Annotated in this window: 12 protein-coding genes; 5 read left to right on the top strand and 7 right to left on the bottom strand. The window is 47.5% G+C overall.

What is annotated here, in order from left to right:
* Window positions 1-34: 34 nt before the first annotated feature.
* Together ONT08_RS07285 and ONT08_RS07290 are read right to left on the bottom strand one after the other, a co-directional pair.
* Window positions 35-910: a carbon-nitrogen hydrolase gene (locus ONT08_RS07285; protein WP_264959622.1), complete on the bottom strand. Its 876-nt coding sequence runs from the start codon at window positions 908-910 to the stop codon at window positions 35-37.
* Window positions 911-939: 29 nt separating this feature from the next.
* On the bottom strand, window positions 940-2,064 hold the full coding sequence (locus ONT08_RS07290; protein WP_118085836.1) for an agmatine deiminase family protein: 1,125 nt from the start codon (window positions 2,062-2,064) through the stop codon (window positions 940-942).
* Between the two features lie 277 nt (window positions 2,065-2,341).
* Between ONT08_RS07290 and ONT08_RS07295 the strand changes: the two genes are divergently transcribed.
* Complete coding sequence (locus tag ONT08_RS07295; RefSeq protein WP_117587845.1) at window positions 2,342-3,133, top strand: Nif3-like dinuclear metal center hexameric protein; 792 nt, start codon at window positions 2,342-2,344, stop codon at window positions 3,131-3,133.
* A gap of 44 nt (window positions 3,134-3,177) precedes the next feature.
* Window positions 3,178-4,005, top strand: a complete 828-nt coding sequence (locus tag ONT08_RS07300; RefSeq protein ID WP_117587846.1) for a zinc ribbon domain-containing protein — start codon at window positions 3,178-3,180, stop codon at window positions 4,003-4,005.
* A 269-nt stretch (window positions 4,006-4,274) separates the two neighbouring features.
* Here ONT08_RS07300 and ONT08_RS07305 read toward each other — a convergent pair whose 3' ends face one another.
* The 5 genes from ONT08_RS07305 to ONT08_RS07325 all read right to left on the bottom strand — a co-directional run bounded on the left by ONT08_RS07305 (window position 4,275) and on the right by ONT08_RS07325 (window position 9,551).
* On the bottom strand, window positions 4,275-5,831 hold the full coding sequence (locus tag ONT08_RS07305; protein WP_264959388.1) for an IS1182 family transposase: 1,557 nt from the start codon (window positions 5,829-5,831) through the stop codon (window positions 4,275-4,277).
* A gap of 253 nt (window positions 5,832-6,084) precedes the next feature.
* Entirely contained in the window at window positions 6,085-6,936 is an 852-nt protein-coding gene (locus tag ONT08_RS07310) for a TerB family tellurite resistance protein (protein WP_264959623.1), read from the bottom strand.
* A gap of 3 nt (window positions 6,937-6,939) precedes the next feature.
* The gene (locus ONT08_RS07315) at window positions 6,940-7,407 is read right to left on the bottom strand and encodes a MaoC family dehydratase (RefSeq protein ID WP_006847353.1); all 468 of its coding nucleotides are present in this window, start codon (window positions 7,405-7,407) and stop codon (window positions 6,940-6,942) included.
* An 81-nt stretch (window positions 7,408-7,488) separates the two neighbouring features.
* Complete coding sequence (locus ONT08_RS07320) at window positions 7,489-8,742, bottom strand: nucleotide sugar dehydrogenase (protein ID WP_119236629.1); 1,254 nt, start codon at window positions 8,740-8,742, stop codon at window positions 7,489-7,491.
* 350 nt (window positions 8,743-9,092) lie between these two features.
* Complete coding sequence (locus tag ONT08_RS07325; RefSeq protein ID WP_022120899.1) at window positions 9,093-9,551, bottom strand: type I restriction enzyme HsdR N-terminal domain-containing protein; 459 nt, start codon at window positions 9,549-9,551, stop codon at window positions 9,093-9,095.
* A gap of 256 nt (window positions 9,552-9,807) precedes the next feature.
* Here ONT08_RS07325 and holA point away from each other — a divergent pair, with 256 nt between their 5' ends.
* The 3 genes from holA (at window position 9,808) to ONT08_RS07340 (ending at window position 13,374) form a co-directional block, all read left to right on the top strand.
* Complete coding sequence (gene holA, locus ONT08_RS07330; protein WP_117588217.1) at window positions 9,808-10,836, top strand: DNA polymerase III subunit delta; 1,029 nt, start codon at window positions 9,808-9,810, stop codon at window positions 10,834-10,836.
* Between the two features lie 1,020 nt (window positions 10,837-11,856).
* Window positions 11,857-12,402 (top strand): helix-turn-helix transcriptional regulator, encoded by a 546-nt coding sequence (locus ONT08_RS07335; RefSeq protein WP_264959624.1) that lies wholly within the window; start codon window positions 11,857-11,859, stop codon window positions 12,400-12,402.
* 195 nt (window positions 12,403-12,597) lie between these two features.
* Window positions 12,598-13,374, top strand: a complete 777-nt coding sequence (locus ONT08_RS07340; RefSeq protein ID WP_264959625.1) for a dihydroorotate dehydrogenase electron transfer subunit — start codon at window positions 12,598-12,600, stop codon at window positions 13,372-13,374.
* Window positions 13,375-13,391: the final 17 nt, after the last annotated feature.

The following is a 13,391-nucleotide window of genomic DNA, read 5'->3' on the forward strand; positions in this document are numbered from 1 at the left end:
CCGATATTCTCTCGGAATTTCCGGCAAAAATGGTTTAATCGATAAATCGCCTGGTAATATCCCCGTAGTTCTCGATGCGGCGGTCGCGGAGGAATGGCCACCAGCGGCGCACATTCTCGCTGTGCTTCAAGTCGATATCTACCACCAGGCTCTCTTCTTCCTGATCGCTGGCACGGTAGTAGAGCTCGCCCTGAGGACCGGCTACGAAACTGCTGCCCCAGAACTGGATGCCCTCGGTCTGACCGCTTGGATCAGGCTCGAAACCTACGCGGTTTACGGCGATGACCGGCAATCCGTTGGCTACGGCATGGCCCCGCATCACGGTAGTCCACGCCTCGCGCTGGCGCTGCTGCTCCTCCTCGGTATCATAGGTAGCGTAGCCGATGGCGGTAGGATAGATGAGCATTTCGGCTCCCTGCAGCGCCATCAGACGGGCTGCTTCGGGATACCACTGGTCCCAGCAAACCAGCACGCCGAGCTTGCCTACAGAGGTCTGAATAGGGTGGAAACCGAGGTCGCCCGGTGTGAAATAGAACTTCTCGTAGTAGGCAGGATCATCGGGGATGTGCATCTTGCGGTATTTTCCGGCTATGCTTCCATCCTTCTCCATCACTACCGCCGTATTGTGGTAGAGACCCGGAGCGCGGCGCTCGAAGAGGGAGGTGACGATGACGACGCCGAGATCCTTGGCAAGCTTGCCGTAGAAATCGGTTGAAGGGCCCGGAATAGGCTCTGCCAGGTCGAAGAGGTCAACATCCTCTACCTGACAGAAATAGAGGGAGTTATGAAGCTCCTGAAGCACGATGAGCTCTGCGCCGCGATAGGCGAGGTCGATGATGCCTTCTGCCAGGCGCTGCTTGTTGTTGGCGATATCTGCCGTATTATGAAGTTGTAATAAACCGACTTTCATTTTTTACTTTTAATGTTAAATGTTTAATGTTAAATGTGGAATGTTGAGTCTCTGAGGGCTCCCTCGGGCAACTGCATGGTGATGCAGTGGATGCTGCCATGCTGGCGGATGATGGTCTGCGAATCTACGCCGATGATTTCGCGGTCGGGGAAGGCGAGCTGAATCTGCTTGCGTGCCTCCTCGTCCTTTTCCGGCTGATTATAGGTGGGATAAATCACCGCCTTGTTCAGTATCAGGAAGTTGGCATAGGTGGCTGGCAGGCGGTCGCCCTCGCTCTCGGGGTTGGTGGTGAGGCAGTCGCCCTCATCATAGATAGGGTCGGGCATCGGCAGTTTGAGCAAGCGGTAAGGGTATCCCTCCCAGGTGAAGAGGCCCTTGAGCTGCTTCTCCAGCGCCTGGAAGTCTTCATACTGCTCATCTTCCGGATTATCGCAGCCTACATATAATAAGGTGTCGTGTGGAGCCACTCTCACGATGGTGTCGATGTGGCCGTCGGTATCATCGCCTATCAGATTGCCGTGATCCAGCCAGACGACTCGCTTGAGCTGGAAGAAAGTCTGCAGCAGATGGTCGATGCTGTCGTGGTCGAGCGGCTGGTTGCGGTGAGGCGCCAGCAGGCACTGTGAGGTGGTGAAGAGTGTACCCTTTCCGTCACTCTCGATGCTGCCTCCTTCGAGCACGAAGCCCTGGTGGTTCTCTATATCGGCATTGAAGGCTGCCTGATAGTATAGTTGCAGGGTGATGGCGTTATCCTTCTCCCATCTGAACTTTTCGCCCCAGCCGTTGAACTTGAAGTCGAGTATGCGGTAAGGCACCATCCAGGTGTTCTGCTTTCTGCGCAGCACCATCGTGAGGGGTCCGTGGTCGCGCACCCAGGTATCATTGCTTTCTACCTCGTAGAGCAGCACGCGGCTCATCTGTTCGGCAGAAAGCTTTTTCTTGAGCTGGTATCGGGTGGCGGGCACATCGGGTGTAGCCACAAGCAGCTGCTCGTAGCGCGTGATGATATCTGCCAGTTCGAGATAAGTATCTGTAATTTCAGGCAGATACGGCTTCCAGTCGGTGCCGGCATGTGGCCAGGTGAGCATGATGGCGCTCTGTGGCTCCCATTCGGCAGGGAGTGCGAAATCGCAGGGTAATGTAGATTGATGCATAAGCTATACTATTTTTATGAAACGATGTTCTATACCAATTTATTATACTCTGTTCTTCATCGGGAACCTTTCCTTGGGGGACGGGCTCCGTTCTGCTTTTATGAAGTATGCTTGCAAAATTAATAAAAAATCTACAACTATCGGCTGTTTTTGTGAAATATTTTGCGCAAAAGCGAAACTTTGTATTAAAAAAGTTTAAACGGAGGGCTGTATGGAGATAAAATCGGGGAAAAATGAGTAACTTTGCAGTCTAAAAAATAAAATATTGAATAGGAGCGTGAAAATAAAACAGGTAGTTGATGCCCTTGAACATTACGCGCCTCTGCCCTTGCAGGAAGGATATGATAATGCCGGCCTGCAAGTTGGATTGACAGAGGCGGTAGAAATGTCAGGGGCATTGTTGTGTCTTGACGTTACTGAAGCAGTGGTTGAAGAGGCAATCCGGAAGGGATGTAACCTCATCGTGAGCCATCATCCGCTGATATTCCGCAAACTGGCGAGAATTTCGGACGAGAACTACGTGCAGCGTACCGTGCGCAAGGCGATTAAGAATGATATTACCATCGTGGCGATGCATACCAACATGGATGCGGCTGCGGGCGGCGTGAACTTCAAGATTGCCGAGAAACTGGGACTGCGGAACGTGCAGTTCTTTGCTGGCGAGAAGGAAGTGGACGGCGTGAAGGGCGGCGAGGGCGTCATCGGAGAGGTGGCTGAGGACCTGGCAGCCGACGACTTGGTGCTGATGCTCAAGGAGCGGTTTGGCGTGGAGTGCGTGCAGTGCAACCAGTTGCTTCGCCGGCCTATCAGGAAGGTGGCACTCTGCGGTGGAGCAGGTGCTTTCTTGCTCGACGCAGCCATCAAGGCAGGTGCCGATGCCTTCATCACGGGCGAGATGAGCTATCACGAGTATTTCGGCCACGAACAGGAGATTCAGATTTGCGTCATCGGCCACTATCAGAGTGAGCAGTTTACGGGCGAAATCTTCCGCAGCATCATCCAGGAGAATTTCCCTGATGCCAAATGCTGCATCTCGGAGGTGAATACCAACCCTGTTCTGTACTTGTAAAACGTTGAATATAAAAGATTTAAATTAAAAATAAATAAGGAATTATGGCAAAGAAAGATCCTACAGATTTGACAGTGGAAGAGAAGTTGAAGGCTCTCTATCAGCTTCAGACCACCTTGTCTGCAATTGATGAAAAGCGTGCGTTGAGAGGTGAGTTGCCTCTCGAAGTTCAGGATTTGGAAGACGATATTGCTGGTCTTACCACCCGTATCGAGAAAATCCAGACTGATATTGAGCAGTTTGACCGCGCCATCGATCAGAAGCAGCACGAGATTGAGGAGGCTCAGGCTAGCGTGGAGCGTTATAAGAAGCAGCTCGAAATGGTTAGTAACAACCGCGAGTATGATACTTTGAGCAAGGAAATCGAGTTCCAGGAGCTGGAAATCGAACTTTGCAGCAAGAAGATCCGCGAGGCGCAGCAGACAATCAACGAGCGCCTGTACGACCTTCACAAGGCTGAGGACCAGAAGGCAGACCGCGAGAAGGGTCTGGTAATTAAGCGTTCTGAGCTTGAGTCAATCATGGCTGAAACCCGTGAAGAAGAGGAGAATTTGAAGGAGAAGGCATTCGAGCTCGAGAAGAAGATTGAGCCACGTTTGCTCCAGAGCTTCAAGCGCATCCGTAATGGTGCCCGCAACGGTTTGGGTATCGTTTACGTGCAGCGTGATGCATGTGGCGGTTGCTTCAACAAGATTCCACCTCAGCGCCAGCTCGATATCAAGATGCACAAGAAGATTATCCCTTGTGAGTATTGCGGCCGTATCCTCATCGACCCAGAATTGGCTGGTGTTAAGATTGAGTCTCCTAAGACAGAGGAGAAGCCAAAGCGCAAGCGCGCTATCCGCAGAAGAAAGACTGAGGATGAGGATTAATCTTCCTTCTCTCTCCGCTCTTTTCGGATGATAATCTTCTGATAAAGATACGATAAGATACAATAAGAGGGTGTGTCATAAGTCTGTGACGCACCCTTTTTTTGTGTGTGTTTCTATATATTCTAGTTGAATCGTAGTCTTTCTTCACAAAGGGAATCTTATTATATTGTATAGAAACTTTACTTTTCTTGTTTTATCGATAACAAAACAGCCCCAAAGCCCACAAAAGGGCATAGTTATCCCTGACGATAAAAAAACAAAATTGAGTTTTATCGTTTTATACCCAAATATTTCTTCAAATTGAATCCCATTCCGAACAATCCTAGATCCATGTAAACCTTGTCCATTCCAAAATGCCTGAATCGCTTATAATGCATATCCGCCTTCATCTGCCCAAATACAGCTTCCGGCTCTATCGGTCGCTGGCTTCTGTGTTTCAAGCCCTCTTCAGACGTTAGTAGCAGGAAGGCTTCCTTTTTATATGCATTCAGTTTATGGTTGACATATATGGTTCTGTTGCCTTTGGATTTCTTGCAGAGACTTCCAAGCGGACATCCATCACATCGTTGTGCTCTATATAATGTAATGACAGACACATAGCCGGAGTCACTTTTCGTTTGCCGTTGTCCACAAGGTTCCATGTGTTGTCCCATGGGGCAGACATAATAGTCATCATCCCTGTTGTAGTAGAAGTTCGCTTGGTTGAAGGCATCCTCCTTGAAAGGCTTATGCTGTTCCTTGTGAAACCAGTTGTACTTTACATAACCCATCATTTCTTCCATCTCTAGGTACTCGTAGTTCTCCTCCGAGCCATACCCTGAGTCTGCGGTGACGCTCTTGGATTGCTTTCCATATCTTTTCTTGTACTTATCCAAAAAAGGCTTGAAGGTCAGGGTGTCTGTTGGATTGGGATAAAGGGCGAAATTCGTCCAATATTGATTCTCTGTCGCAATTTGAAGGTTATAGGCAGGCTTTGTCTGCCCATTGTTCATGGCATCTTCCTTGAGGCGCATGAAGGTCGCATCGGGATCAGTCTTGGAGTAACTGTTTCTCTCGCCCAGTATATCCAGTGATTTTTCATACTCGCACAGTTTGTCCGAGGCTTTGAACAAGTGATCTATCTGAGTATTTAGCTTTTGCTTCTCTCTTCCTGTAAGCTTTGCCTTAGGAAGGTTCTTAGCTTGCCTCTCACACAAACGTGCACTTCTCTCTACATCCTTGGCGGAAGTGGCTGGCTCGCTGTCTTCTTCCTTAATGTCACTCCCGCCATTCAGGCGAATTTGTTCTTTTATCTGAGCCAATGCAGCAGAGGTCTTTTCCAAGAGCTTAGCCCTGTTCTTTTCCACAGTCTTCTTCCATACAAACGTGTACTTGTTTGCTTTCGACTCTATCTTAGTGCCATCAACATATTGTTCCTCCAGACTAATCACGCCCTTTTCAACCAATATGGAGACGACTGCATCAAAATAAAAGTCGATGCATTTAATCATATGATTGGATCTAAAGCGGTTGATTGTTGCGAAAGATAGTTGCTTACCTCCACAAATCCACATATAGCGAACATCGTATTTAAGTGCGTCCGCTATGCCACGACAGGAATAAACGCCATTGATATAGGCAAAAACAACTAAACTTAGAAGCATCTTCGGACTATAAGGAGGAGCACCAATCCCATCATAGGTATCCATGAGAGGGTTGATGTCCATACTGCGAATAATATGATCCACCATACGAACTTTGCTGTCTTTTGGCACATAATCATCGAAAGAGTTAGGAAAAAAGCTCAATTCGTGCCGAGTTTCAGATTTTATTTGTATCTTTGCCATACTTAAAGAAGTTTTCTGCAAAGATACAAATCTTTTGCGGAAAGGCAAAGCCCGAGCTTGTGAAAGTTTGGGCTTTGTTGTAAATAAAAATGTTTTTTAAAGATTTCGTATCTGTGAAAAGGCAAAAAATAAAAAGGGGTGCGTCACAGACTTATGACACACCCTCTTATTTTTTTTTCGTTTTCAGGCAGCTAGGACAATCTGCCTTAACTCCTTTAATCCTAATCTGGAACTTTTAATCCTAATCTGGACCCTAGAGTCCTCTAGCCTTGTAAATGCGGTCTTTGGCGTCGTTGATTTCCTGGAATTTCTTCTCGGCTGCACGGCGCACATCTTCGCCCAGGGCTGCTACCTTGTCAGGATGATGCTTGAGCGCCATCTTGCGGTATGCGGCCTTCACCTCATCGTTTGAGGCGTCAGGACTGATACCCAGAACACGGTAGGCATCATCCAGACTGCCTGCTGAAGAAGCCCCGCTCTCCAGATTCAGCATCTGGTCTACATCCTCGGCAGAAAGACCCATGTGGATGGCCATCTCCTTGAGTGCCTGAATCTCCTGAGGATTCACAACTCCATCGGCCTGGGCTATCATGACGAGGAAATTGAGCAACTGCAGGCGCTGTTCATACATCATGTTGGCACGTATCTGATGACAGCTGTCCTGTATCACCGAACGGTACTGCTGCATGCCCATCTGCTTCTGCTGTTCGAAGAGTTTGAGGAGGATTTCCTCGCCCTGCTGCTTGGCTGCCTCGCCGAAATTCTGACGCAGGAAGCGGCGCACCATCTCCATCTCGGAATGCATGATCTTGCCATCTGCATTGATGATGTAGGAGCTGAGCACCAGCAGCGAAAACATGAAGGAGTTTCGCTCTCCTTCATAGCTCTGCTGGCGGCTGTAGCCCTGGTTGCTGAAGCCCTGGCGGCCGTTGTGCTGCTGGCCGCTGTAGGCATCGTAGGCGTTGTTGTAATGGTGGTCGCCGTCGCGGTTTACCGCATCCAGGCCGTGCTCAAAGAGGGAACCGAGGGCATAGCCTGCCAGGGCTCCCAGCGGACCGGCTGTGATGAAACCGAGCACACCACCAATCCATTTACCTGCTGCCATCTTTTAGTTGTTGAAATAGTAGAGGAAAGAAGCGATGCCTGAGAGGGCTGGCTTGCGCTGACCTTCTATTTCGATGTCAAACTTGATGCTGGTCTTGCAGATGCCACGGATGTTCTGGATGTCGTGGAGAGTGGCTACCAGGCGCACGCGTGAACCGGTGATGACTGGCTGACCGAACTTCATCTTGTCCATGCCGTAGTTTACGAGCATCTTGAGGTTGTTTACCTCGATAATCTGCTGCCAGAGGTATGGGAGTACTGAGAGGGTGAGGTAACCGTGAGCGATGGTGCTGTGGTAAGGGCTCTCTACCTTGGCGCGCTCTACGTCTACGTGGATCCACTGTGGGTCGAGTGTAGCGTCTGCGAACTTGTTGATACGGTCCTGGTCAATCTGCAACCAGTCTGATTCTCCTAACTTCTCACCGAGGTGAGATGCAAATTCCTCGTAGGAATTGATTACTAATTTTGCCATTTCTTATTTTTCTCTTTATTATAAATATTATTGTTTTCTATTTTTCGTCTTCAGCTTTTAACTGTTAACTTTCAGTTCAGATCAGTCTCTTCTGAAAATATCGCGGGTGTAAACCTTTTCTTCCACATCATCCAGACACTTGTCATACCGGTTGGCGATGATGGCCTGACTCTGCTGCTTGAAGGCATCCAGGTTGTTTACGATGCGGCTTCCGAAGAAGGTGGTTCCGTCTTTCAGCGTAGGTTCGTAGATGATAACCTGCGCGCCCTTTGCCTTGATGCGCTTCATCACGCCCTGTATGCTGCTCTGGCGGAAGTTGTCGCTGTTGCTCTTCATCGTGAGGCGGTATACGCCGATGGTGCAAGGCTTCTCTTCCTCCTCGCTGAAGTTGTTCTGGTTGGCATAATCGTAGTAGCCAGCCATGTTCAGCACGCGGTCGGCGATGAAATCCTTGCGGGTGCGGTTGCTCTCCACAATCGCCTGAATCAGGTTCTCAGGCACATCGGCATAGTTGGCGAGCAGCTGCTTGGTATCTTTCGGCAGACAGTAGCCGCCGTATCCGAAGGAAGGGTTGTTGTAGAAGGTGCCGATGCGAGGGTCCAGACCCACTCCGTCGATAATCGCCTTGGTGTCGAGGCCCTTCATTTCGGCGTAGGTATCCAGCTCGTTGAAGTAGCTCACGCGCAGGGCGAGGTAGGTGTTGGCGAAGAGTTTCACCGCTTCTGCCTCGGTAAGTCCCATGAACAGGGTTTCTATGTCTTGCTTGATGGCTCCCTCTTTCAGCAGTTCTGCAAAGGTGTGGGCTGCCTGGTCCAGTCGCTCGTCACCGTTCGGTCTGCCCACGATGATGCGGCTCGGGTAGAGGTTGTCGTAGAGAGCCTTGCTCTCGCGCAGGAATTCAGGAGCGAAGATGATGTTCTTGCTGCCCGTCTTCTGGCGGATGGTTTCGGTGTAGCCTACCGGAATGGTGCTCTTGATGACCATGATGGCATCGGGATTCACCTGCATCACCAGACGGATGACTTCTTCTACGTGCGAGGTGTCGAAGTAGTTTTTCACCGGATCATAGTTGGTTGGTGTGGCAATCACTACGAAGTCGGCATCCTTATAGGCTTCTTCTCCATCGGTTGTGGCTTTGAGGTTGAGTTCCTTTTCAGCCAGATATTTCTCTATGTATTCGTCCTGGATAGGCGAGCGGCGCGAGTTGATGAGCTCCACCTTTTCGGGTACCACGTCTACTGCCACCACCTCATGATGCTGGCTCAGCAGGGTAGCGATGCTCAGGCCTACATATCCTGTTCCGGCTACGGCGATTTTTATCTTTTTATTCTCCATTTCTTTCTGTTCTTTTAGGCAGTCTATACCTTAATATATATATTAGATGCAAAGATAATGCAAACGAGAGCAATGAAAGCTTGCTTTCAAATTGCCGAGTGCAGCTTATCTTATGCAAAGATAGTATAAAAGGAGGAGACTACAAAATGAAAATGTTTTTTTTATTAAAAAATAACGCGAGAAGGGGGATGGGAGGAAAAGGAGTGCTCAAAAAGGGAGAGGAAAAGGGGCAGAAAAAGGCCTCCAAAATTCGCGAATTCTAAAACGGATGGCCGGTTGGGCGGAAATTCGCAAATTTTGAAGGCTGGGGAAACTCTGTTTAAAAACTTCCGGACTATCCCCCGACGCTCTCATAATGTCAATAAATCGGAATAATCGGGAATGGTCTCTAAAAATACATATTTTTTACTTTCATAATCCATCTTGCAGATGTAATGCTCCAGCCCGTTGCTCACCACCAGAAAGTCGACATGGAGCAGAAGATTGTAAACCGAAATCTGGTCGAATACTTTCTGCGTGATGGGGATGTGAGGAGCTTTGTACTCGATAATCATGCGGGGCTGCAGCTCACGGGAGTAGAGCACACTGTCGGCGCGCAGCACCTTGTCGCCACATTTCAGCTGGATTTCGTTGGCGAGCAGAGAGGCAGGATACCCCTTGTGCTCGATGAGAAAATGAACGAAATGCTGGCGCACCCATTCTTCGGGAGTGAGCGTGATGAACTTCCGGCGCAGCACATCCAGTATCTGGGGATGCTGTTTTGAGCCCGAAACCTTGATGTCGAAAGATGGCAAATTTAAGCGAATCATTTTTCTGTACCTTATTATATATAGGAGTTATATTTCTTTCTTTTCTGTTTTCGATATGGTTTCTTTTCTTCTTTTAACCATACCTCATTTTCAAAAACTACCTCTTTTATATAGGCAGTTCAATTTATTTTTTGTAACTTTGCAGTCGAAGTGCAGCTGAAAACTGCACCTCAGAAAACTGCGAACCTGGAGGCGGAGCAAATGCTTGTCCGCACCCCCGGAGTTTGCTGGGTGCAAAGTTACAAAAAATAATCCAATGGTAGAAAAGAAAAGTGCAATAAGTTACGAGTCTATCATGAAAGATCTGAAGGCTCGGAAGTATTCTCCCGTCTATGTTCTGATGGGCGAGGAACCTTTTTATATAGATAAGATCTGCGACTACATTTCAGAAAATGTGCTCCAGCCCGAGGAGCGTGACTTCAATCAGATGGTGGTTTTCGGAGCTGATGTTACGGGTGCGCAAGTGGCAGATTTGTGCAAGGGCTACCCGATGATGGCGGAGTATAGAGTAGTGGTTGTGAAAGAGGCTCAGAATTTACGGAATTTGGAAGCGCTCGAGAAGTACCTCGAAAATCCGGTAAAAACAACCATCCTTGTTTTCTGTCATAAAAACGGCAAGCTCGACAGTCGTAAAAAGTTTTCTGCCCTCGCTGCCAAGGCGGGTGTGGTTTTTGAAAGCAAAAAGCTCTACGATCGAAATCTGCCGGGCTTCATCGAGACTTATCTCAAGACCCGCAAGGCAACCATAGAACCCAAGGCTACTCAGATGGTGGCTGATCATGTGGGAGCAGATTTGCACCGACTCACTTCCGAGCTCGACAAACTGCTCATTTCTCTTCCTGAGAACGACCGGCGTGTTACTCCGGAGATTGTGGAGCGAGAAATAGGGGTGAGCAAAGACTTCAATGCCTTCGAGCTGAGAAGTGCCATCATCAGCCGCGATGTGTTCAAGGCAAATCAGATAATAAATTATTTTGACAGCAATCCGAAGAGTGGTTCTCTCTTCACGCTTCTCCCGATGCTCTTTACTTATTTTCAAAACCTGATGATTGCTTATTATGCACCCAACAGGCAGAACGAAAATGAGCTCGCAAAATTCCTGGATTTGCGCGGAGCTTGGGCGGCGCGCGAATATATTACAGGAATGAGGAACTATACGGGCGTGAAAGTGATGGCGATTATTGAGAAGTTTAAGGAGGTGGATGCGAAGATAAAGGGACTGGATAATCCATCCACTCCGGTGGGTGAACTGATGAAAGAACTCATCTTTTTTATCCTTCACTGATGCTGAAGAGCGAGGTGGGGGAGAGTAGGCGAGCTCCTGCTGAGAGTTTTCTCTCGGCAGGAGCTCGTTTTCGTTTTCGGCCTTCTTTGCCGCCTGTTTCCAGAAAGCAGCCAACTAGCGTTTAGCATTATAAATTTGCCCCAAATGGGGGATTTTCAGCTCTTTTTGGAGCGTTTATCTGGGCTCATTTTGGGCGATTTTGGGGCAAAAATGGGGGATTTAAGCGATTTTTCGAGCTAGATGCCCATTTTTCGTTTTCGCCTGAAAATAGACTTAACTTTATTGGTTATCAGTAACTTATATAAATTAACCCTCTTCATTACTCGCGAATTTGCCCGTTTCCTTGCCGATGGGCTGGAATACGCTAGAAATGGAAAAATTTGCCATTTCCTGTTGTCTGAAATCGGTCGTTTGCATTTGTTAAGGTTTATATTTCCTAAGTTTATGTTTTTAAATTCATAAATCAAAATGGATGATTTTGATTTATAAACATAAATGCAAGAAAACTAAATACACGAATTTATGTTTTATATTTATAAAAATAAAGGTAAAATAGGATGTTTATGGTTATGAATGAATAAATATTCATACTATATTTTGAATTTGTAAGTAGCGGAAACTCAGTTAGTTATGTATTTTAGTTGTTTTATAAACCATAGACTTTTACATAGGTGTTGGGTAAACATTGCATAAACCGCTCTATATGCCTTTATTTAGGCGGTTTATGGTATGAATAACCAGTGATTTAGCCTAAATCTATAAAGAAAAGGTTCGTCATATATTTTGATTGATAGGTTTATATTTATAAAACTAAACCTAAAAACCGAACACTGGAGTGAGTAGAATTCAAATTTATAAACAGAAACCTAAAGTTTAAAAATCTAAATTTATTCAGAAATGTTTGGTTATTCTAAATTTTTGCTTTATCTTTGTAAAATCAACCGAAAAAGGTCCAAAAGTGGCTTGTTCGGAAATAAAACATCGTATCAGTAGAAAAATGAACACTAAAAATTTTAGAGCATGAAAGATAGAATCAGACAGCTGATGGAGGACCAGCACCTCACTCAGCAAAACTTCGCTCAGATGATCGGAATCTCGACCGCTACACTGAGCAATATTTTCAACGGAAAGACCAATCCATCGCTCAGCATTGTGGATGGCATCCATAAGAGTTTTCCTCAGGTAAACGTTTATTGGGTACTCTACGGTACTCCTCCTATGTATCAGAACCAGGCTTCCCAGGGTGGCAGCGAAGAGGGTGCTGCAGACATGCATCAGGGCGTTACGGATGGAGCAGCCGGTGGTGCTGAGGGGATGAAGCAGGGCAGTCAGCCTTCTGGAGCCGCCTCTGCCGAGCCTATGCTCGATTTTGGAGCCGAAGGAGCCACAGCCTCCCCTACTTCTCCCTCGCTCTTTGACCAGTCTCAAATGCAGGGTGTAAATCGTACACCTAAAAATATCGCCCAAGCGGCGGTAAAATATGTAGACAAACCGCAAAGAAAGATTACCGAAATCCGTATTTTCTACGATGATCAGACCTGGGAAACCTTCGTTCCTAAGAAATAAAGTAGGGATTGGAGAACCCTAAAACAATCACATAGGATCGGCTATAAAGAAAAAATATCTCTTTTCTTTTCGTAAATTCGGATTTTTGATGTACCTTTGCATCGTAGAAACGTAGGTGGGCGTAACCGGAAGCTACGCGTACCTATTATAATATACGTACATTATATAATAAGCATATTAAAAATTAGCAATAAGATGAAAAAATATGTTCTCGACCTCAGGGTGGTTTCTGTAGAGGCGCTTAGCGATAAGCATGTTTTGATTAAGCTTACCGATGAGAAACCTTTGCCTGAAATCTTGCCTGGCCAATTCGTAGAAGTAAGAGTAGACCATTCGCCTACTACCATGCTTCGCCGTCCTATCTCCATCAATTTCGTGGATCGTGAAAATAATCAGCTCTGGTTGCTCGTAGCAATGGTGGGCGACGGTACCCGTCAGCTCGGACAGCTCAAGGAGGGCGATGTGCTCAACTGTATGCTGCCTCTCGGCAACGGCTTCACCATGCCTACCGGGAAGAGCCAGAAATATCTGCTCGTAGGTGGTGGCGTAGGTGTGGCTCCGCTCCTCTATTTCGGAAAACTCATCAAGGATTTCGGGGCTGAAGTTACCTTCCTGCTGGGTGCGCGCAAGGCTACAGATCTGCTCGAACTGGATGAGTTTGCCAAGATCGGAAAGGTATGCATCACTACCGAGGATGGCTCGGCTGGTGAGGTAGGTTTCGTTACCAACCACTCTGTTTTGGAGAACGAGAAGTTTGATATGATTTCTACCTGCGGACCTAAGCCGATGATGGTGAGCGTGGCTCGCTTTGCCAAGAAGGCTGGCGTGGAGTGTGAGGTTTCTCTCGAGAACAAGATGGCGTGCGGTGTGGGTGCCTGCCTCTGCTGCGTAGAGAAAACTACCGAGGGTAACCAGTGCGTCTGCAAGGATGGACCTGTCATCAACATCAAGAAACTTACTTGGGAAATCTAATAGAGTGAAGAGTGAAG

It is taken from the genome of Segatella copri (assembly GCF_026015465.1).
In the GTDB taxonomy this organism is placed as follows: Bacteria; Bacteroidota; Bacteroidia; order Bacteroidales; family Bacteroidaceae; genus Prevotella; species Prevotella copri_E.

Excerpts from the sequence above, each read along its gene's own strand:
- ONT08_RS07325 (WP_022120899.1), bottom strand. The coding sequence starts at position 9,551 with ATGATTCGCTTAAATTTGCCATCTTTCGACATCAAGGTTTCGGGCTCA.
- ONT08_RS07290 (WP_118085836.1), bottom strand. The coding sequence starts at position 2,064 with ATGCATCAATCTACATTACCCTGCGATTTCGCACTCCCTGCCGAATGG.
- ONT08_RS07315 (WP_006847353.1), bottom strand. The coding sequence starts at position 7,407 with ATGGCAAAATTAGTAATCAATTCCTACGAGGAATTTGCATCTCACCTC.
- ONT08_RS07300 (WP_117587846.1), top strand. The coding sequence starts at position 3,178 with ATGGCAAAGAAAGATCCTACAGATTTGACAGTGGAAGAGAAGTTGAAG.
- ONT08_RS07335 (WP_264959624.1), top strand. The coding sequence starts at position 11,857 with ATGAAAGATAGAATCAGACAGCTGATGGAGGACCAGCACCTCACTCAG.
- ONT08_RS07320 (WP_119236629.1), bottom strand. The coding sequence starts at position 8,742 with ATGGAGAATAAAAAGATAAAAATCGCCGTAGCCGGAACAGGATATGTA.
- ONT08_RS07310 (WP_264959623.1), bottom strand. The coding sequence starts at position 6,936 with ATGGCAGCAGGTAAATGGATTGGTGGTGTGCTCGGTTTCATCACAGCC.
- ONT08_RS07285 (WP_264959622.1), bottom strand. The coding sequence starts at position 910 with ATGAAAGTCGGTTTATTACAACTTCATAATACGGCAGATATCGCCAAC.
- ONT08_RS07340 (WP_264959625.1), top strand. The coding sequence starts at position 12,598 with ATGAAAAAATATGTTCTCGACCTCAGGGTGGTTTCTGTAGAGGCGCTT.
- holA (WP_117588217.1), top strand. The coding sequence starts at position 9,808 with ATGGTAGAAAAGAAAAGTGCAATAAGTTACGAGTCTATCATGAAAGAT.
- ONT08_RS07305 (WP_264959388.1), bottom strand. The coding sequence starts at position 5,831 with ATGGCAAAGATACAAATAAAATCTGAAACTCGGCACGAATTGAGCTTT.